Annotated in this window: 23 protein-coding genes; all 23 read right to left on the reverse strand. The window is 61.0% G+C overall.

What is annotated here, in order from left to right; all coding sequences use genetic code 11:
* Window positions 1-98: 98 nt before the first annotated feature.
* Window positions 99-1,154, reverse strand: coding sequence for a phage late control D family protein (locus tag CS390_RS15080; protein WP_099775228.1), 1,056 nt, complete (start codon window positions 1,152-1,154; stop codon window positions 99-101).
* Window positions 1,155-1,218: 64 nt separating this feature from the next.
* Complete coding sequence (locus CS390_RS15085) at window positions 1,219-1,425, reverse strand: tail protein X (protein ID WP_099774354.1); 207 nt, start codon at window positions 1,423-1,425, stop codon at window positions 1,219-1,221.
* The gene (locus CS390_RS15090; RefSeq protein WP_177442408.1) at window positions 1,400-2,245 is read right to left on the reverse strand and encodes a phage tail protein; all 846 of its coding nucleotides are present in this window, start codon (window positions 2,243-2,245) and stop codon (window positions 1,400-1,402) included. Before CS390_RS15090 ends, CS390_RS15085 begins: the two co-directional genes overlap by 26 nt.
* A gap of 9 nt (window positions 2,246-2,254) precedes the next feature.
* Window positions 2,255-4,882, reverse strand: a complete 2,628-nt coding sequence (locus CS390_RS15095; RefSeq protein WP_099775229.1) for a phage tail tape measure protein — start codon at window positions 4,880-4,882, stop codon at window positions 2,255-2,257.
* Window positions 4,883-5,023: 141 nt separating this feature from the next.
* On the reverse strand, window positions 5,024-5,326 hold the full coding sequence (locus CS390_RS15100) for a phage tail assembly protein (protein WP_099774352.1): 303 nt from the start codon (window positions 5,324-5,326) through the stop codon (window positions 5,024-5,026).
* A gap of 12 nt (window positions 5,327-5,338) precedes the next feature.
* The gene (locus CS390_RS15105) at window positions 5,339-5,848 is read right to left on the reverse strand and encodes a phage major tail tube protein (RefSeq protein ID WP_099775230.1); all 510 of its coding nucleotides are present in this window, start codon (window positions 5,846-5,848) and stop codon (window positions 5,339-5,341) included.
* A gap of 12 nt (window positions 5,849-5,860) precedes the next feature.
* Window positions 5,861-7,024: a phage tail sheath family protein gene (locus CS390_RS15110; protein WP_099775231.1), complete on the reverse strand. Its 1,164-nt coding sequence runs from the start codon at window positions 7,022-7,024 to the stop codon at window positions 5,861-5,863.
* Between the two features lie 90 nt (window positions 7,025-7,114).
* Window positions 7,115-7,540, reverse strand: coding sequence for a phage tail assembly chaperone (locus CS390_RS15115; RefSeq protein ID WP_099775232.1), 426 nt, complete (start codon window positions 7,538-7,540; stop codon window positions 7,115-7,117).
* A gap of 15 nt (window positions 7,541-7,555) precedes the next feature.
* The gene (locus tag CS390_RS15120; protein WP_099775233.1) at window positions 7,556-9,493 is read right to left on the reverse strand and encodes a phage tail protein; all 1,938 of its coding nucleotides are present in this window, start codon (window positions 9,491-9,493) and stop codon (window positions 7,556-7,558) included.
* Window positions 9,486-10,097 carry a phage tail protein I gene (locus CS390_RS15125; RefSeq protein WP_099774347.1) on the reverse strand — a complete coding sequence of 204 codons (612 nt, stop codon included), beginning with the start codon at window positions 10,095-10,097 and terminating at the stop codon, window positions 9,486-9,488. Before CS390_RS15125 ends, CS390_RS15120 begins: the two co-directional genes overlap by 8 nt.
* A gap of 2 nt (window positions 10,098-10,099) precedes the next feature.
* A complete protein-coding gene (locus CS390_RS15130) occupies window positions 10,100-10,981 on the reverse strand; it encodes a baseplate J/gp47 family protein (protein WP_099775234.1) in 882 nt (293 codons plus the stop codon).
* On the reverse strand, window positions 10,978-11,304 hold the full coding sequence (locus tag CS390_RS15135) for a GPW/gp25 family protein (protein WP_099775235.1): 327 nt from the start codon (window positions 11,302-11,304) through the stop codon (window positions 10,978-10,980). Before CS390_RS15135 ends, CS390_RS15130 begins: the two co-directional genes overlap by 4 nt.
* Before the next feature lie 4 nt (window positions 11,305-11,308).
* Window positions 11,309-11,515, reverse strand: coding sequence for a hypothetical protein (locus tag CS390_RS15140; RefSeq protein WP_099775236.1), 207 nt, complete (start codon window positions 11,513-11,515; stop codon window positions 11,309-11,311).
* 65 nt (window positions 11,516-11,580) lie between these two features.
* Window positions 11,581-11,904 carry a hypothetical protein gene (locus tag CS390_RS15145; RefSeq protein WP_099775237.1) on the reverse strand — a complete coding sequence of 108 codons (324 nt, stop codon included), beginning with the start codon at window positions 11,902-11,904 and terminating at the stop codon, window positions 11,581-11,583.
* Window positions 11,905-11,911: 7 nt separating this feature from the next.
* Window positions 11,912-12,472 carry a phage baseplate assembly protein V gene (locus CS390_RS15150; protein ID WP_099775238.1) on the reverse strand — a complete coding sequence of 187 codons (561 nt, stop codon included), beginning with the start codon at window positions 12,470-12,472 and terminating at the stop codon, window positions 11,912-11,914.
* Window positions 12,469-12,969, reverse strand: a complete 501-nt coding sequence (locus CS390_RS15155) for a hypothetical protein (RefSeq protein WP_099775239.1) — start codon at window positions 12,967-12,969, stop codon at window positions 12,469-12,471. Before CS390_RS15155 ends, CS390_RS15150 begins: the two co-directional genes overlap by 4 nt.
* Window positions 12,962-13,624, reverse strand: coding sequence for a hypothetical protein (locus tag CS390_RS15160; protein WP_099775240.1), 663 nt, complete (start codon window positions 13,622-13,624; stop codon window positions 12,962-12,964). The genes CS390_RS15155 and CS390_RS15160 overlap by 8 nt, the downstream gene beginning before the upstream one ends.
* Window positions 13,621-13,935 (reverse strand): hypothetical protein, encoded by a 315-nt coding sequence (locus CS390_RS15165; RefSeq protein WP_099775241.1) that lies wholly within the window; start codon window positions 13,933-13,935, stop codon window positions 13,621-13,623. The genes CS390_RS15160 and CS390_RS15165 overlap by 4 nt, the downstream gene beginning before the upstream one ends.
* A gap of 2 nt (window positions 13,936-13,937) precedes the next feature.
* Window positions 13,938-14,933, reverse strand: coding sequence for a major capsid protein (locus CS390_RS15170; protein ID WP_099775242.1), 996 nt, complete (start codon window positions 14,931-14,933; stop codon window positions 13,938-13,940).
* A gap of 62 nt (window positions 14,934-14,995) precedes the next feature.
* On the reverse strand, window positions 14,996-15,343 hold the full coding sequence (locus tag CS390_RS15175) for a head decoration protein (protein WP_099775243.1): 348 nt from the start codon (window positions 15,341-15,343) through the stop codon (window positions 14,996-14,998).
* A complete protein-coding gene (locus tag CS390_RS15180; protein WP_099775244.1) occupies window positions 15,340-16,491 on the reverse strand; it encodes a head maturation protease, ClpP-related in 1,152 nt (383 codons plus the stop codon). Before CS390_RS15180 ends, CS390_RS15175 begins: the two co-directional genes overlap by 4 nt.
* A complete protein-coding gene (locus tag CS390_RS15185; protein ID WP_099775245.1) occupies window positions 16,488-17,969 on the reverse strand; it encodes a phage portal protein in 1,482 nt (493 codons plus the stop codon). Before CS390_RS15185 ends, CS390_RS15180 begins: the two co-directional genes overlap by 4 nt.
* Entirely contained in the window at window positions 17,966-18,172 is a 207-nt protein-coding gene (locus tag CS390_RS15190) for a phage head-tail joining protein (RefSeq protein WP_099775246.1), read from the reverse strand. The genes CS390_RS15185 and CS390_RS15190 overlap by 4 nt, the downstream gene beginning before the upstream one ends.

Genomic DNA, 18,172 nt, shown 5'->3' on the forward strand with positions numbered 1-18,172 from the left:
AGAAGCCCGCAACTGGGCGGGCATTGAGGGGCTACAGCAGGTGCTGCAGCAGTAATAGTCATCCGGTGTTTCTGCTTGATTGCGGCCACTTGAGTGGCCTACTGGGTCGAAAGCTGGACAACCTTGAGCGGCTTGGTCACTTTCTTTTTCTTCCCGCCCTTCGCCTTGGCCTTGCCCTGTTTGCCGCCGTTGCATTCGACGGTGGTGGACCAGCCGGACTGGGTAAACACCTGCTCGACCGAATCGACCAGGTACTCACCATCAAGCCCGGGTTTAAACTCTTGGGCGTTGATCATCCGTTCAGCGAACAGATCGACACGCCCCGCCATCTCCAGGCGCACACCTGCAGTGCTGCGGTTGAACGCAGCAAGACGTGCCTTGGCGGCCTGCTCGGCGGCTGACTTGTTCGGGTAGATATGCCGGTCGGTATGCACGGGCGGCAGGCCGTCAGGCGATTCATCGTTGCCCAGGTCGACCACCTGCAGCTTTCCGGTTTTCTTGTCCTGATGCTTGGTCTGCACGGCCTTGTGCGTGGTCTTGTCACCGAGACGGAACTGCCAGCGGCTGACGTCGCTGCGCTTGATCACAACAACGCCCAGCGTCTTGCCGCTCGCGCTCTGGCCACCCTGCCGGGGCATTACCATCAACTTGCCGTCAGCGACCTTGGCCGTGCAGTCGTATTGCCTGGCCAGCCGGGTGATAAAGTTAAAGTCCGACTCATTGAGCTGGTCGACGCGGGGGACTTTGGTTTGCACCGAGCACACCGGCTGCCAGCCATTGCGCGCTGCAATGTCCCGCACGATCTGCTGCAGCGGTACGCCTTCCCAGCTGCCGCTGCGCGTGGTCTTGCCGCTGCCGCGCATGTCACCGGCTTTGCCGCGAATGACGATGCTGTCAGGCGGGCCTGAAACCTCGACCTCATCGACGGTGTAACGCCCCAGGCGCGCCAGCGACTGACCGGCATAGCCCATGTAAACCTCAATGTTCGCGCCGCGCTTGGGCAGCGCTACAGCACCATCGCGGTCATCGATACGCAGCTCAAACTCGTCTGACTCCATACCGGGCTTGTCCGAGGTGCGCAGCAGCAACAGCCGGTCGTTGATCAGCGAGGTAATGTCCTTGCTGTCAGCGACGATGCGGAAAACAGGTTGCATTGTTCAGGCTCCAGAAATGAAAAACCCCGCACTGGGCGGGGCTCCGTTACGCGTAACGCCGTGGCTAATCCCACAGCTGAATGACTTCCTCGGTCACCGCCTGCAGCTCAGGCAGGCGGATCAGCACCCCGGCCCGAAACGGTTGGGGTTCATCCGCCAGCCCTTGGTTGGCATCAAGCACCGCCTCGACAGAGCCGTTGAGGTGCCCGTAATAGTTCTGGCACAGGGTGTCGAGCAGATCCCCGTCAGACGTTCTGCATATCGTCGCCATAGGCTACAAACTCCAGGGAGAACCCTTGTTTACGCGGGATGCCACCCGCGAGCAGTGCGCTCTGGTCTTCGGCGACACTGAGCAGGCACCAGTTACCCAGCACCTCGCCATAACCCGTGGTCAGGGTCAGCGGCTGCAGTTGCCGACCAATGCTGCGCAGCGTGTCCAATTGCCTGATCCCACCCTTAAACAGCGGGTAGATCGCACCCTTGAGGCTCAGCTTGTCCTCGCCCTGCCCCACCGCCTGCTGGGCGATGCTGCGCGTCAGGCGCTCCTGACCCGCCCAGCGGAACGCGGTCTGCCGGCGCAGCTCATCAAAGGCCGCCGTGTCCAGGTTGAAGTAGTACGGCTGCGCCTCGGGCTTGAGCGGCTGAATGATCAGCAGGTGCGGGAACGGCTTCACCGCCTCAGCGGCCGGGGTCAACTCGGTGGCAAAACTGCCGGTCGGCAGGATGTTGGCCAGGGACGGACTGACCTTGCCCGCGATGCGGTTGATCGCTGCACCCGCTCGGGCTGCCTGCTCTTTCATCGCCCCCATGCGCTCCTGAATCTGCGACATGGCGGTCGTGGCCCGCGAGTAGGTGGCCACCACCTGGCCGACTTTGGCTTGCGCGGCGTTGATGCCGCGCATGGTCCGCTGCAATTTCTCGCCCAGCGCTGGCCCCACAAACGGCACGTTCTCCAGCTCCGAGGCCGCGCCGGTCATGTCGCTGATCGCACCGTTCATGGGGCCCAGCATGTCGTCCATATTGCGACGCCCTGCTTCACCCGCTGCCACCAAGGACTTCAGCGCCGACTGCATCTGCTCGGCATAGCCCATAACACCTCCTTAGCCCACATGCGGGGCATCAAACATTTGACGGGCTGCAGCCTGGCGACTGAAGTCATCGAACATGCGTTGCAGGCTCGGCCATAGATAATGGGCCAGTTGATTGGGATCTTTCACATCGCCCTGAACCGTCACAGACAGCGCCGGGGAGAACGTGAACTGCTGGTCGATCTTGGGCGGCTCAGGCTTAGGCTCGGGCTTGCTCGCCTCCGGCGCCTTGAGGATCGCCGGTACCGCCTCGGCAGCAGGCTTGGGCACCGCCATCGAGCGCACCACATCCCCCATGTTTGGCGGCGGTGGCAGCGCATCAGGCCGCACCGGCTCGGCGCCCGGAAACCTGACCTTGTTGTTCAGCGCGGGCAGCAGGAACGGGTCTTTTGCGCCAGGGTCGCGCGGGTCATAGGACACCGGCGTTGAGGCCACGACGGGCTGCGACACGGGCCCTACCGCATGAGCGGCAATCGGCCCGACCTTCGGGGCAAAGGCTTGCGCCGTCGCGCCAAGGCTTGGCACGGTCGGGCCAACCTGAACCGGCTTGAGCAGCGAGATCGGTGCAGCAGCAGGCGCCTCAGCAACCGGATCATCCTCGCCGCCGAACAGCTTTTTACCCACCCAGCCGCCGAGGTCCGTCCCGCCCATTGAGCCCAGGATACCGCCGACCACACCGCCCACGGCGGTACCGATTACCGGCACCAAGGAACCGACCGCAGCACCGGCAGCAGCACCCGCCAGAGTGCCTGCCAGACCGCCTGCCGCCTCGCCGTAACCCTCGGCCTTCTCGTCTCGGGTTTCGGCGTTCTGGTAGGTGTCGACGGCCTTCATGCCTGCGTCAACGACCGCGATGGCGGCTGCACCTTTGACCACGCTGCCGACGCTCAGACCGCTACCGGAGCGCCCCTTGCCGCCCTTGCTGCGCTTATCGCGCTTGCCGTCCGCGTCGCCAAGGTCGCCCGCACCGCCGCTGCTGCCACCCCCCGCCGCTGGGGCGTTGGTGACGAACACGCGCTGCACGACCTTGGGGTCGCCCATCATCGAGCCCCTAGCGACGTTGAGCATGCCCTTGCCGATCTTGAGCACGGCCATCGCGTTTTTCAGGGCGATGAAACCGGCGCCGAGTGCAGTAACCCCCAGCACCAGCGGCGAGGCCGATTCAGTAACGCGGGTCAGCGAACGGGCCACCCACGTCAGGCCTTGGGCTGCCATGTCCGTTGCCGGGCGAATGGCATCGCCAATGGCACGCATGCTGTCATCCACAGCGTGCCCCATTTCCTTCCACATCTGCGCCGAGGTTTCCCGGCGCTCGGCCAGGTTCTTGTCGAGAATGCCGGTGGCGTCTTTGGCGTCGGTTTTCAGCTTCTCGTACAAGCCCCGGTTGGCGGCGTAGGCAGTCAGCGCCGCCTTGACCTGCATGTCAGCGAAGATATCGCCAGTACGCAGAGCCTTTTCCAAGGAGTCGAGCATGGCCTGTGCTTTGGCCGGATCAGTCTCCTTGCTGATTTTGGCCGTCGCCTCGGCCATTTTCTTGGCCTGCTCGGGATTGGTCGCCTCGACGTAGCGTTGCGCCAGGGCAAAGCTCGACTCCAGCGTCGACATACCGTCTTGTATGCCAGTGTTCAGCGACGCGTTGTAGTCAATGCCAGCGTCCTTGTACGCCTTGACCACATCCCCCGAACCGATTTTCTCCATCCAGTTCTTCAGGTTGTTGGCCGCTTCATCCGAACTGCCGGCCGTCTTCATCTGCACCTGCAGCATCGCGCCCAGCTGGGCCACTGAGTCCGGGCCACTGATGCCCAGCCTCTCCATGCCGGCGAGCAGTGACGGAAACCACTTGGCCATGTCGGCAGCTTCAAAGCTACCGGCCTGGCCCTGCAGCGCAATGCCTTCCAGGGCTTTCTCCATGACCTTGGGGTCGCTGATCTTGGCGTTCTGTTGCAGCGCCATGATCATCTTGGCCGTGTCCTCACCGCCAGAACCCTGACCGACCGCAAACTTGGCCGCGACCGGCGCATAGGCCAGCGCCTTGTCCAGCTCCATACCGGCGCCGACCAGTTGGTTCACCAGGTCGGCCACGTCGTTGCGCCCCATCCCCGTATCCTGCGAGGTCTGGATAATAGCGCGGGTCATTTCCTGTTCTTGTGGCTTGTTGGCCACGTCGGCTTTGATCGCAATGTCGCGGATGATTGCCTGATAGCCCGCGCTGATCGTGGTCGGTACCGCCACTGCACCGACACCAGCCACGGCCTGGCCGATCCCCGACTTGAGGCTGGCCTTGCCCTGCTCGATCTGCTGGTGGCCTTTCATCTGCAGATCAACGCCCTTGGCTACCCGGCCGAGGGCTTGGTATTCCTTGGCCAGTCGCCCGACTTCCACGCCCTGCTTGCGCAGACTATCCAGATTGGACTCCAGCTTGCGCAGCAGGCCACTGGCCGAGGCCGCGCCGCTGTCATGCGCCTTCTTCCACTCATCGCGCAAGCGCATGGTTTCGCCGATGGTGTTCTTCAACACCTTGGCGTTGTTGCCTTGCTGCTCCAGTTTTTTGATACGGCCTTCGACCGTGCTGAAGGCGGCACCCACCGTCGCACTGACGGCGCCGCCGATCACCAGCCCTAACGCCAGCTTGTTCGCCATCGGAAACCCCTATGCGTGCGAAAGCAGGCTCAATCCGTGAGCCACCAGACCATGTCGGAAAACGACATGGTCATGAGTTCGGCGGCGGAAAAGTTCAGCTCCTTGGCGAGCCGCTTTGCCACCATCTTTTGCACGGCCGGATCAAAGTTCGTCGTCTTGCACCAGGCGAAAGTAAGCGGTCTGCAGACGGCTGTAGTCCTTCAGCGCCACCCCCTCCAGATCCTTTGGACTGACTTCGGCCAGAGACGCAAACAGGTTCAGTTCGCGCTGCTCTTCGTCAGTGCCTGCAGTCAACTGTGCGTTGCGAATGTCACGCACTGTCGGCGCTCGCAGGGACAAGCTATCAACCTGCACGCCATTGGCCTCAACGGGGCGGGAGAGCCTGACCACCACGCGGTCAGCGCTCAGGGTCAGCCAGCTAGGGGTTTTCTTTGCTTGAGTCATCGGGGGCTTTCCTTACAGGCCAAGGGCCGAACGTTGAGCGGCGAGCTGGTCGACGCCATTGATAACGCGCTTCATGCCAAGCGGGTCGATTTCGTACATCACGCGGCCTTCGATCTCCAGCTTGTAGTAGGTGACCGCCACGTTGTGCTTGATCTCGGCCTTGTCGCCGGCCTTCCAGTCGCCCATATCGACTTCTTTCAGCATGCCGCGCAGGGTGACCACGACCGGGGTGATCGCACCCTTTTGGCCTTTGAAGGAACCCCGGAACGTGCCATTGAACGCCGTGCTATCCGCCAGGCCGAAGAACTTCAGCGACTCACGCCGCACGCCGGTGGTGACAAACCCGGCCTCCATCTTCTCCATGCCCTGGTCAAGCTCGACCGCCATATCCATGCCACCGGCACGGTGTTCCTCGGTCTTGAGGGCCAGTTTGGGCAGGGTCAGGCTGGGCACATCGCCTTGGAAGCTGATGCCGTCGGCGAACAGGTTCATGTTCGCCAGGGTTTGAGGAATCATTGCCATGGTGTGCGCTCCTTAAGCGGCGGCATCGAGGACTTCGGTCAGCCATTGATTGGTGACCTCGACCCGGAAGGTTGGGTTTTCGGCAGGCGGCACATCGGTGAAACGGATGGTCCAGAACACCTTGCCCTGCTCCAGCTGACTGGCGGTGTTCAACTCGGTGTCCGCGAAGACCTCGAAGTTGATGATTGCGCCTTGGTTCTTCAGGTCGCGCATGAACGCCTGCAGGCCTTCGGTCACGTCCTTGACGTAGGTCGCGGTGATCGAGCGGTCGACCGCCCACTCGTGGCCGTAGAGGATCGCGTCCATGACGATGTCCATCGTCCGGACACGGGTAACGAACGCCCATTTCGGATCGCTGGACAGAGTGCGGTTACCCCACAGGCGGAAGCCGTCATCACGAATGATGGTGGTCACGTTCGCATTGTTGAGCAGGTTGGCCCGGCAGGTTTCGTCATCGTCCAAGAACTCAATCGGGCGCGTGGTACCGGTGATACCGACGAACTCCTTGTTCGACGGCGAGGCCCAGAAGCCATACTCGTTGTCGGTCCAGGCGAACAGGCCAGCCACCCAGGCCGAGCCCGGCGCATCGACCGTTGCGCTTTCCGTGGTATCCCAGTACTGCACACCAGGGTCGACCAGGTAGGCACGCTTCGCGCCGAAGTTCTCGGCGTATTCCATCACCGCCTCATCGGTGGTGTTCGGGCCGTCGAGGATGGCCAGGCCGCGCAGCTTGTCGGCCAGGGCCACCAGTGCGGTACCAACCGCCAGGGTCGAACTGTGTTTCGGGGTAACCAGCAGCCGCGGCTGCGCGTTGAAACGGCTTTTGCCGTCCAGCAACGCCTGCAGGCCGGTACGCGTACCGTCGAGTTTGACACCGCCGATGATCGCCGAGGTTTGCTGCGCGGGGTCTTCCAGCTTGGCCACGCCACACGCGACGATCACCGCCTTGGCGCGCAGGTAAATGGCCTGGCAGGCCTTGGTGATGGCCGAGTCAGGGCCAAACGCCGCGATGGCTTCACGCTCGCTGGTGATCAGCACCAGGTCATTGACCTTGGCGCTGAAGGCCGGAGCCTCGGTGAAGGTGTCGACCAGACCGATGATCGAGGACGACGGCAGCGAGATCGTGCGCGACCCCGTATCGACGTTCGTTACGGTAACGCCGTGAAAGAAGCTCATAGAACAATCTCCAGACATGAAGAAGCCCCGGCGTGCGGGGCTTTTGAAAGGGTGAAGCCAGGAACGAAAACGCCCCGACAGTGCGGGGCGTTATTGGTATTGCTCGGCGATCCAGGGCGGCGCCACGGGTCGGTGCTCGATCATGGGGAACTGCTCCGACTGGGGCCAGTCGCGCAGGGCCTGCATGTACACCAGCAGCTCCTTGAACTGCTCCGCATCAATGCTCGTCGGGGCTTCGATTTCCAGTTGATCCCGGTGCCGCTCTCGCAACCACATGACAGATGCCAACTCAGCATCGCGCCACTGGCGTTCCTGTGCTGCCGGATCTGGGGCCACCTCAGGGGCATCGACAAGGTATGGCAGACCGCGTTCATCGTGAGCGCGAGCTTTGCCAGTGGGAGGGTTGCCGATCACCGCCATGTAAAGCTCATCAGTGATTTCGACTGCATCTGCTGGCATCGAGCCGTGCAGACCAGCTATGTATGTAGAGCCAGTCGATTTACTGTAATAGCGCATACCTAACCCCTCCCCTCAGTACCCAATCGAAAACCAATAAACATCAAAATTTGTTGGTGAGTTAGTAGAAGAGCCATTGCCAGCACGCCGATTAAATGTTGACTGCGTTCTAGACGCATCCCCAGCTGTTTGCGATGTGTCCCAACCCGTTGGGGAGGCTACGATCGGCACTGCGTGATCGAAAAATTTAGAAGTTGTGAATGCGATAGGGAACGACACCGTAATTGGGCCAGCCGTTGCGTTTTTACCCCGGCCCCACTGAACAATCAGGCCACCCAGCCAGGAAGGAAAAGCGATGTAGCCATTGCTCGCCAGGCCGATTGAGAAGCCCCAACGAAGCTTCTTCGGTGTCGGCATGACCAAATCGTTCGCGCTATCAAGCATTTGCGCGTTAGTTGCGACTTTTGCCGTGCCTTGATTAACCTCGGTCGCCTGGGCCGCCAACGGCGCCAGAGCTGCAACGTCGATGTTTCCCTGATTGACTGGAGCGTTCCAGGCCTTGATGCACCACATCACGGAAATGTTGCGCGGGCGGACATACATTGCGGCAGCTGTCCCAGGCCCGCTAATGTTTGCGCCGATACCAACGTACTGAACATTCGGCAGGACTGACGGAACCCCGTCAGAATTCAGCCGCGCCCGGAACGCTGCTGCATCGTCGTTGAGGTCGTTGTAGAACCCTACAACGCTCGCCCCCGTCATTGCCGCGTCACCCGCCGAGACAATCGACGCATCCTGGCGGCTGCCAAGTGCTCGCCCAGTATCAACACCACGGCCATGGTCCCAGCCCCGCAGGAACTCGCCACGCGAATCCGGCAACCGGAAGTAACCGGCAGGCTCGTCGCCCTTGTTGAACGTCGTACCGAGGTAAGCGGCCAGATCGGGGTAAGCCGCGCTGCTTTGCACGCTGCCATCAAGCTCAAGGAACCCAGGTGGCACGGCGGCTTTCGTGAACGGCAGCACCGCACCTACCGGCAGCGCCGAGGACTGGGCGACAATCGAATCCACCTCAGGCTTGGTGTACGCATCGGTAATACCAAGCCCCGCCAATGTTGTCGGGTTCGTCCCGGCAATCACACGACCATTCTTGTCGATGGTCACCTTGGTGTAGGTGCCCGCTGCCACACCGGTACGCCCCACCACCTGCTCAAATGTCAGCGCGGTAGTACCCAAGGTAATCGGTGCGTCTGAAGTCAATTGCCAGACACTGTCGCCGTTGGTCGCGCCCTGCTCGACGTGAACGAACAGACCGGGGGTTACCTCAACACTGGCGTCGGCATCAACTGAACGAACCCATGCGCCGGCCGCCGCTACATAGAGACCATTGTCCTTGCCTACAAGCTGGTCCTTGACCAGCACCCGGGCGCCGGCCGGTACCGGTATGCCGTCAACGGACTGCAGACCATTGAGCGCGATGGCTTCAGTGGTCGCTACCAGCACCGAATTTTTGAAGTCCTGTTTGTTCAGGGCCGCGATGATCGCCGTGTCGACGTACTCACGCGTTGCCAACACGACGCTCGGATCGATCTTGAGCTGAATGTTGGCCGTGCCGCTGGTAACGATGTGCATCCGCACAACTTGGTTACGACCGGAGCCTTGCACCAGCAGCGGCTTGTAGCTCGGTGCGCAATTGGCCACCGCCGAGAAAACACCGTCGATGTCCTCCAGGGCCAGTTCACGAATCCACCAGCCACCGACATTGGGCGGCAGCACCAGCTCGGCTACGAGCACGTTCGGGTCGGTCGGTGACACATACAGCTGATTCAGCGGTGCGCGGTAGACCTGATTGATCAGCTTGGTCTGCTCCGAATTCGGTACCGGATCAGCGCCATTGGCATCGCCGATCAACATATGGCTCGGCTGCCATGGCACCCCAAGGGCGTCACAGTTGGTTTTCTTGGCGGCACCGACCGTAGTCAGCATGCCGCCGAAGATCGAGTTTTGATTAACCATTCAGGTATACATCCTGTTCGTCGAGGGTGTAGTCATTCACGCCTTGGAAGCCCTGTACCTGCACGTCGATATCGGGGTTTTCCCACGGGTACACGTCGATCTGATCGCCGTCATACACCGCGATACCGACATAGCTGTTCACGGGCGTTTCGAGGCTGATGTTCAGCCCCTTCATGTGCCGACTGACCGGCTTGGCGTCATCGATCAGCGCGGTCAGCTCGGCGTACATTTCCTCGCTGATGCCGGTATCGAGCACGCCCACCTCCAGGGCGAAGGTGCCGGGCTCGTCCATGGGTTCGGTCTGCCACCACTCGGTGACCTTGAGCAGGTAGCCCAAGGGCTCGACCACGCGTCGAATCGCGCCGATGGTGCCCTTTCGGGAATGCACAAAGAACGCCGAGCGGCAGACCGAGCGCTTGACCGCCTCCGACCAAGTTTCGTCCCAGCGGTCGACCGACCAGGCCCATGCAAGCTGATGCAGCAAATGCGCTGGGCAGGTGTCCGGGTTGTACAGCGTCCGTAGCGGTATCTCGGGGCTTTCATAGGCAGCGGCCTCAATCGCCCGCTCCAGTGATGTACTGTTGGGCGGAAGAAGGCTTTTCATGTCTACGGCCCCCGCACAACGTCAAAGTCAGTACACCAGGCCGCTTGGGCTTTGGTGGGCTTTATATCCGCCCAGCCCGTCAGCTCCACCCTCACCACGCCATCAATGTGCAATTGCGCATCAATGGCCGAGCGCGACACTTCAACGCCCAACCGGCGCCGTGGATTGATCCACGCCTTCAGGCGCTTCTCGCACTCGGCAAGAATGGCCTCGTTCTCCGAGCCGGTACCGGCCATGTAAACCACGGCATCAATGCGATACGGCAGGATCTCGGCCGACTGCACAATCACCCGATCACCCAGCGGCCTTACGTCTTCGTCACTCAGGCCGTCGCGCACCACGTCCAGCAGCTCGTCGTCGGCCACACCGTCACCGAGCAAGCCAAGCACCGTAACCACTACCGTTGCCGGTGACGGGCTCTCAGCCGAAGCATCGGCCACCAGGCCCGAGGCATTGCGCGCGTGCAGGATGTAGCTGTTCCGTGGCCCGGCCGTGGTCAGACCTTCATAGACCATTTGCACCCGCTCGCGCAGGGCGTCGTCTTCCTCGAGGACTTCGGCAAGCGGTGGGACAGCCGTCAAATCCTCGGCCTGTACCACCAGCCGCTTGAGTTCAACGTTAGCGGCCAACTGATCAAGGTCACCTCGCTTGGCATGGGCCAGCATCAGCGCCTTGGCGGCATCGTTGATCCGAGCCCGGTTGCCCAACTTCCGGTAGGCGCCGACCTCAAGCTGCTTGGTCACCGGATCGCTTTCTAGTGCCGCGCTCCAGTTATCACCCATGTGCAACCGAAAGGTCGAAAGGTCTTCCTGATAGACCTCTTCAAAGTTGAGGTCTTCCAGCACCGGGGGCGCGGGCAGCGCCGACAAATCCACGGTACTCATGCCGTCACCTCCAAAATTGCACTGTCGCCCAGGTACTGCCCAGTCAGCTGGAACGTGATCTTGCCGCCCACTACTGCAACCACCCGAACGCGCTCCAGCTTCAGGCGCGGCTCCCAGCGACCCAGCGCCCGCGCCACCTCAGCCTGAACCGCGCTCTTCCAACCGTCGTTTACCGGCAGGTCGACAAAGCGCCGTAGCTTGCTGCCGTACTCCGGGCGCATGCGCCGACTGCCAATGGGCGTGCTGAGAATGTCTTCGATGGACTGCCGCAGATGCTCGATGCCAGACAGCGGTTGGCCTGTGCGTCGGTCCACTCCGATCATGGGATTACTCCTGCAGCGGCTTCATGTCCGGGTGCTTGCCGAGGTATTCCAGGGCGACGGTGTCGTCAGGCGGTACCGACACCCGGCCACGGGCGACCGCCAACTGGCGACCGTCCTGCAGGATCAGCACGCGGGTGGTGTAGGCCGTGTCGCGGAACACCAACATTCCGGCGTCAGCAGGTTGTGCTTCGGCCTTCTTCGGGGTAGCCATATCTTTTCTCCAGGCATAAAAAAGCCCGCTCAATTGGCGGGCCGTGGTTGATAAGCCTCAGCAGGCTATCGGACAGCTTGCAACTTCAGGTCATCAAGAACCTTCTTAAGCTCTTGCGCAATGCTCTCCGGGCATGAGCCAGGAGGCGCCTGAATGGTGACGTTGTTAATAACGCGGGTGTCCGGTTTTTTAATGTATCGACCACCGCTCAACGCCATACAAATACCTTTTGCGATTTCTTCAGGGTCATTCTCGCCTGCCAGCAAGCGCCTCCAGAAGGACAGCATGCGGTAATGGTCAAAGTGCTGAGTGACTTGGTTATCAATCATTTTTCTGACCTGATGGCGGTCGAAACCATTAACGGGGCCCAACTCATCTTTTTCAGCCATAACGACCTCAGTGTTTATGGTTTGCGGTGTTGCCACCGGCGTCGATGATCTTTCCGTCGCCGTTGATGTCGCCCGTTACCCGTAACGCGCCGTTGATCTGCACAGCACCGGTCAACGTGATATTGGCGGCTGCAGCATCAATCGCGTTATCCGTAACGACCGCACTGCTGTCACCGACGTTGATGACCACGGTGCCGCTGGGCAGGCTGATGCTGTAGCTCTTGGCTTGCCAGTCGTAGACCAGCGAGCCGCCATCATCGAAACGCCACACCTCGACGTGGTCGCGGTTGTCCGGTTGGGCACCGGCGTTGCCGTACAGCCCTGGCACGAAGGTGCCCTGCGCGGGCTCGCCGCTGGGACTGATCAAAGTGCCCTGCTCACCCATGCTCGGGGCTCGCCAATGACGGGCTTTGCCAGCGGCCTGGCTGTGCCAACGCACCCAGGCACTGGTCCAGCCAGCACCATCAGAAACCCGCACCATCGCCGCAGCCAAATCAACACCGACCACGCTGCAAGGAATGATCAACCCCGACAACATCCGGTCATGCTCAGCAACGGCAGAACTCATGCGGCCCCCTTCTGCTCGTCCGGGTAGTCGGTGAATTTCAGGTAACCCCCGAATTCATCCGGCCACGGCCATTCCTCCGTGCCAAGCCAAATCGGCTGAGTCCACTCAACGGCCCAGACGGCATAGCCGTCAAGCTCGGGGCGCGTCCAGTCCTGTGCTGCGCGCACAAACTCAGCATGCCCCACGGCCACGTCCCACGTCTGCATACGCAGCAACACCGCGAGCTGGGACGCAGCGAATGCAGCTTTCTGATGGCATTGCTCAAGCTCAGACCCCACAATCACACGGGCCTCAAACCGAGCGATCAGGGCCGCTTCGCCAGTGCCCTGATCCTCTCCGGGCTCCAGTTCGGTAAGCTCCAACACAACCGCAGGAAGGGATATACGCTCAAGCATGTCCGGCATGGTCCCCACATAGGCCAGCCCCGCGATGGCATCGCGAATATGCTGTTCAATGGCGCCATACAGGGCATCCAAACTAAACGGCTCATCAGACACGTTTTATACCTCCCAGGTACTTCTGAAGCTCATAGTTCAGTTCCTGCCGAAGCACCTCCAGCAACCGCTGATCAGCGCGCTTTACCCATTTTTCAAAGTGAGGCCGTACCTCATCCAGAGACACCTTGGCTTTAGCGAGAGGGTAACGACTGTCGTTTTCAGACTCTGAGATCCAGCCCGTCCGCCCACCCTTGCCGACATCACTATGGGGATAGTTAGCCGCATCAAAGTGTTTGCTATGCGTGCGAATCCAGATGTCCGCGCGACCGCCATATACGCGCTTGAAAAAAGCACCCTGATACCGTCGCCCCGCCACCGAAACTCCCGTACGAGTCTGGCGCGGTCGCCCAGTTCGGCTGGCCTCGATAGGGTTGATGCCAAACCAAAGCTTGCCTCCTTCGCTACCTTTAGTTGGATAGGCTCTCAGACGTTGCCGAACTGCCGAAACAGCAATCCGTTCCTCTCGACCTACAGCGCTAGCAATCTCCTTGCGCAGCCAACGCAAGGTTTTATTGATCGCCCGGCGCTGGGCGGCTGCAGCTGCTTTTGGCACTACATTTGCGAAGTCTTTGAACGCCTGCAGATCGGTAGCCGACGGCTGCAAGGTGATCATGCCTTCACGGGCTGACTGCTTGTAATAGCTGCCAGCGCTCATGGGTTGATCCTCAGAATCAGAGCGACCAGCCCATCGCCACCAGGCTCAAGGCGGGTCAAGGTGTATTCGCCACCGCCATCATGGACAGACAGCTCGACGCGGACCTGCTGCCGCACCTGGACACCATCTGAATCTGAAACGCGAATCACCAGGTGCGGCTCACGCAAGGCAGTGTTGATGCCGCCAAACTTCGGTTGCAGCCAGGGTGCTGAGAACATACCCAGCACCTCGCGCCCTTCGATGTATGCAGTATCGCCAAGCGTTTCAAACACCGCGCCATCGACACTGTCGATCAGGTCGCGAAAGCCCATGATCAGAGCGTCAGGCGAATGACTGCGCGGGGTCGGGTACAGATGTGCAGCGGGTTGGACTGGGCCTCGCCGGCAACACCTTTACCAAACGGCAGTGGTTCGAGCTTGCTGTAGTAAGGCAGCCCTTGGGTGTTGACCGTTTCCATGTAGTCAGCCGGTGCATAGGCCGAGAGGAACATCTCAGGAACACCCTCGGGTACAAGGCGGGCCTCGTCGTCAGCAATGAACGCGACGCCGGCAACTTTGCCGCGGTAGCGTTCCCAGCTGATACCGCCGAACTCGAACCCTTCGCGGCCATCACCGCGCAACGCAGCGGCTTGCTGGCTGCCCTTATAGGTATCGACCACCGATGGGTGCGAGATCAGCTTTTTCCAGAAAGTCTTGCCACAGAATGCCCGCGAGGAAGTGGTAGTGACGTTACCGAGAGCATCCTCCTGCATGTCCAGCGCTTCCACGCACTGCACCTGCACGTTAGTTTCGGGGTCATTCAGCCCCATCGACATGGTCTGACGCTGGACGCCAAAGCGATCATAGATGTCCAGCAACACCGTCTGGCCGTCGGCATCAAGCACTTTGCCGTTCAACGCCCCCATGCGATGGAACTCGTGGGTCGCATCCAGTTGGCGGCGCGCCTTGTCGAGCCGCTTGTTCACCACATCCTGAACCGCCTGCAGCTCGGATTGGGTACCGAAGGCTCGGATACCTTGGATTTCGTCCGCCCCGATAGTGAAGCGTTCAGGCAGGTGCACAGTATTGAAGGGCAACAGGATGCGCTTGCTTGCACCAACCACCAGACCCGAGACGCCGCGATCGCCAGCCGGCACCAGAGCCAGCTTGTCACCGTCCTTCTCAATCTGCACGGTCAGAGTGGTCACGCCCTCCTCCTCAAACAAGCCAAGGGCAGCCAAGCGACCGGGCACAAGCTCCTGCTCGTTGATGGCGGCAGTCAGTGCAGCAACGCCAAAGGCGTTATCTTCAAAAATGGCGATATCAGCCATGAGATACTCCAGAAAGCAAAAAAACCCGCTCAAGGCGGGGTTTTGAAAAGGATGAGATCGCCTCAGCGAACGATGATGTAGTGCGCTGCCAAGGCCTTTTCGGCGTCGAGGTCCAGTCCGGTCAGCAGGCTCTCGCTGACCTCCGCCAGCCGAACCACGGCCCGACCACGACGCGCCACCTCGGACTCTCCGAGCGAAGCGAACAGAATGCAGGTAGCGTGCTCGCTACCGTCTTCAGCGGCCGGATCGTAAGGCGCAAACTCGCCCGTCGCAGTCACCAGGCCAAGTACCTGACCCGCAATCAGCGCCGGCCCTGCCACAACACTGATCGCCTCGCGGGAGATCTTTCCCGCGCCTTCGCTTAGTAAAAACTCACCGGCATGCACCGATTCGCGTTGGATGTTGCTCATGGTCGTGCTCCTTTATTGGTGGCCTGCCGGCGGGCAGCCCAGATAGCGTTTGGATTGGGCAGTTGCGCTTTGACCTTTTCAGGCAGGTCATCGGCCGGAGGCAGGCTGTTATCGATCTCAAAGCCCTTGCCCGAACCGACCAGCTTGTCGAACAGGCGGGCGCGAACGGCCTGGGCATCCAGACCGGCCTGGACAAACTCAACAGTCAGCTCAGGCAGCCGGGCAGCTACACACAGATCGCGTACGGCCGTCGCCCGGGTCAGCGCAGCCTGAACCGTGGCTTCGTCGGCCAGCTTGGTCGAGGCAATCAACGGTTCCACCAGGTTGCTGATACCGGCCTTGGCACAGGCCTGGGTGATCATCAGGGCCAGCTTGGCCGAGTTGGCTACGTTCGGGCTTGGAGGATCTTCGGGATCAGGTTGATCCGGTGGATCTGTAGGATCTGGATCGGGCACCACGGCGCTGAGCTGGTCGAGCAAAGCCTTGGGCGTCTGCCGGTAGCGCTGCATCGCGGCGCCCTGTCCAAGGCAAGCCTTGACCTCGACACCATTACCGATTTCATCGGCCAGCCCCAAGGCCAGTGCTTCCTGCGCGGTCAACCAGGTCTCAGCGTTGACCATGCGCCGCAGCTCGACATCGTCGATCTCGGGTGACTTCGCCTTGTAGGCTGCGATGATGGCCTCCAGGGTCTGGTCGAGCACATCCGCAACCTTGCGCAGATCTTCGGCATCACCAGCCGTGTAAGTCCAGGGATTGTGGATCATCAACATGGCGTTTGAGGACATGACCATACGGTGTGCCCCGCACGCCGCTACGCTGCCAGCACTGGCGGCCAATGCGTCAATGCGCGCCGTACAGCGCTCGCCCAAACGACTCAGCGCATTGTGAATGGCCAGGCCGTCGAACAGGTCACCACCGATGGTGTTGAACGCAACCACCACGGGAGATACACCGTCGTCCAGAGCCTTGAGATCCTGAATGAACTGGTTGGCCGTGATGCCCCAGCCACCGATCTCGCCGTAGATGTAGATCTCGATGGTCGATTGGTCAGCCTGGGTTTCCGCCTTGATCCGGTACCAGTGCTGATCTTCGACCGGCAAGGCGGTCTTGGCCTTGTTGAAAATGCGAAACGGCATCAGCGGTTTCATGGTTTCTCCTTCTCGTCGGGATCCTCATCGAAGGCCGACAAGGTGCTGTAGTTCAGGCCCAAGGAATGGGCACGTGCCGCGTCGGCGGCGTTCTCTTGGTCGACGATTTCAGCGTCGGTACCGGAGCGCAGGCACATCTCGCTCCGTGAGGTCAGTCCCGCATTAATCTCCATGGCTCGCGCCTGCACATCCTGAACCGGCTGAATGTAGGCCCAGCCCTGAGGCACCCATCGCGTGCGCAAGTACTCACGTCGTCGCTGACTGTAATCCCGCAACGGCAATGCACCTGACAGCACAGCCATGTCCAGCCATGCCGCACGAACTGGGCGACACAACTGGTGCACATAGACACCGAACTGCAACTGCTCAAGGCGTCGGCGAAACTCGTTAAGCACAACCCGAATCGTCCGATCATTTACACCGCGCATATCGCCAGTCATCAGCTCGTAGGGCAGGCTGGCACCAGCAGCTGCGGCCATCAGCTGCTGTCGCATGAAGTCGGGGTAGTTGTTGCCGCCATCTGGAGGCTTGGAGAACTCCACCTCCTCACCGGGCAGCAGTTCCTGCATGGTGCCGGGCTCAAGCGCCACCATCGGCGTAAAGCCATCGCTACCTGTATTGATCGGCGCCCCGGTGAGCGGGTCGATCCTAGGCTGACCTTCCGGTGCAGGCTTGCGGATGAAGCCCGCGAACAGATTGGCCACCTCCTGACGGAACAGCACTGCATCGTCGTAGTTGTCCAGGCTACGCAAACGCTTGAGCACTGGAGCCAGACGCGGAACCCCGCGCAATTGACCAGGCTCAACCGGCTCAAAAATATGCAGCATCTGGCTTGCCGGGATCCGCACCAGCATGTTGTATCCAGCGTTCAGTGCCGCCAGGTCGCTGGGATGGGATCGATAGCACCAGTAGGCAACCCGCTGGCCGAATCCGTTGAACTCGATACCTGCACGAATGACGTTACCGCTCTTGGTAACCTCAAACTTGTCATGCGGAACGAACTCAGGCGCCAGGCACTGCAACTGCAAGGGCACGGCCAGGCCGTCTTCTAGTCGGCGCGGGCGGATCCGGACAAAACACTCGCCGGACTGTTCGACCGTGCGCGCCACCAACGCTTGCTGGCCGTAAAAGTCGGTCAGCTGGTCCGCGTCGGACTCATCGACCCAGTCCTCCCATAACTCCTGCAGTAGCGTGCGAAGCTCCTTATCCTCTAACCGCGGCTGCGGGGTAATGCCGGTGCCGATTAAGTTGCTGACGCGGCGGTCAATCGCGTTTGCTGCATACGGGTCATTGCGCACCGCTGCCCGCGAGCGCGAGCGAAGGTTGCGTAACGCTGGCATGATCAGGCTGTTGACCCCGGTATCGGGTGCGTCCCAACTCGACGAGCGGCGCCCATCAGCGGCGCCTTCGTAACTGGCCTTAAGCCGTTCCGGCAGCAGAAACCCCGAACGCGTCAGCATGGGGTAACGAGTACTCACAGGCCTTTACCTCCATGACACAGACGCACAACACGGGAACGAGGACCGGCGGCACTGGCCAGACTGGTTCGAATCACATCGCGGGCCTGGAGCAACTCGTCCACCGAACGGTATTCCACTGTGCGATCGGCATAGCGCACGATTTTCTCGCCGCGCGCGATCGCCGCCTCGACGGCATCGAGGTGCTTCTGGGTGTAGGCCAT

This window comes from Pseudomonas sp. HLS-6 (assembly GCF_002753995.1).
Classification (GTDB): Bacteria; Pseudomonadota; Gammaproteobacteria; order Pseudomonadales; family Pseudomonadaceae; genus Aquipseudomonas; species Aquipseudomonas defluvii.

What these genes read in the sequence shown, in the direction of transcription:
- CS390_RS15080 (WP_099775228.1), bottom strand. Translation starts at nt 1,154, where the DNA reads ATGCAACCTGTTTTCCGCATCGTCGCTGACAGCAAGGACATTACCTCG.
- CS390_RS15085 (WP_099774354.1), bottom strand. Translation starts at nt 1,425, where the DNA reads ATGGCGACGATATGCAGAACGTCTGACGGGGATCTGCTCGACACCCTG.
- CS390_RS15090 (WP_177442408.1), bottom strand. Translation starts at nt 2,245, where the DNA reads ATGGGCTATGCCGAGCAGATGCAGTCGGCGCTGAAGTCCTTGGTGGCA.
- CS390_RS15095 (WP_099775229.1), bottom strand. Translation starts at nt 4,882, where the DNA reads ATGGCGAACAAGCTGGCGTTAGGGCTGGTGATCGGCGGCGCCGTCAGT.
- CS390_RS15100 (WP_099774352.1), bottom strand. Translation starts at nt 5,326, where the DNA reads ATGACTCAAGCAAAGAAAACCCCTAGCTGGCTGACCCTGAGCGCTGAC.
- CS390_RS15105 (WP_099775230.1), bottom strand. Translation starts at nt 5,848, where the DNA reads ATGGCAATGATTCCTCAAACCCTGGCGAACATGAACCTGTTCGCCGAC.
- CS390_RS15110 (WP_099775231.1), bottom strand. Translation starts at nt 7,024, where the DNA reads ATGAGCTTCTTTCACGGCGTTACCGTAACGAACGTCGATACGGGGTCG.
- CS390_RS15115 (WP_099775232.1), bottom strand. Translation starts at nt 7,540, where the DNA reads ATGCGCTATTACAGTAAATCGACTGGCTCTACATACATAGCTGGTCTG.
- CS390_RS15120 (WP_099775233.1), bottom strand. Translation starts at nt 9,493, where the DNA reads ATGGTTAATCAAAACTCGATCTTCGGCGGCATGCTGACTACGGTCGGT.
- CS390_RS15125 (WP_099774347.1), bottom strand. Translation starts at nt 10,097, where the DNA reads ATGAAAAGCCTTCTTCCGCCCAACAGTACATCACTGGAGCGGGCGATT.
- CS390_RS15130 (WP_099775234.1), bottom strand. Translation starts at nt 10,981, where the DNA reads ATGAGTACCGTGGATTTGTCGGCGCTGCCCGCGCCCCCGGTGCTGGAA.
- CS390_RS15135 (WP_099775235.1), bottom strand. Translation starts at nt 11,304, where the DNA reads ATGATCGGAGTGGACCGACGCACAGGCCAACCGCTGTCTGGCATCGAG.
- CS390_RS15140 (WP_099775236.1), bottom strand. Translation starts at nt 11,515, where the DNA reads ATGGCTACCCCGAAGAAGGCCGAAGCACAACCTGCTGACGCCGGAATG.
- CS390_RS15145 (WP_099775237.1), bottom strand. Translation starts at nt 11,904, where the DNA reads ATGGCTGAAAAAGATGAGTTGGGCCCCGTTAATGGTTTCGACCGCCAT.
- CS390_RS15150 (WP_099775238.1), bottom strand. Translation starts at nt 12,472, where the DNA reads ATGAGTTCTGCCGTTGCTGAGCATGACCGGATGTTGTCGGGGTTGATC.
- CS390_RS15160 (WP_099775240.1), bottom strand. Translation starts at nt 13,624, where the DNA reads ATGAGCGCTGGCAGCTATTACAAGCAGTCAGCCCGTGAAGGCATGATC.
- CS390_RS15165 (WP_099775241.1), bottom strand. Translation starts at nt 13,935, where the DNA reads ATGGGCTTTCGCGACCTGATCGACAGTGTCGATGGCGCGGTGTTTGAA.
- CS390_RS15170 (WP_099775242.1), bottom strand. Translation starts at nt 14,933, where the DNA reads ATGGCTGATATCGCCATTTTTGAAGATAACGCCTTTGGCGTTGCTGCA.
- CS390_RS15175 (WP_099775243.1), bottom strand. Translation starts at nt 15,343, where the DNA reads ATGAGCAACATCCAACGCGAATCGGTGCATGCCGGTGAGTTTTTACTA.
- CS390_RS15180 (WP_099775244.1), bottom strand. Translation starts at nt 16,491, where the DNA reads ATGAAACCGCTGATGCCGTTTCGCATTTTCAACAAGGCCAAGACCGCC.
- CS390_RS15190 (WP_099775246.1), bottom strand. Translation starts at nt 18,172, where the DNA reads ATGGCCTACACCCAGAAGCACCTCGATGCCGTCGAGGCGGCGATCGCG.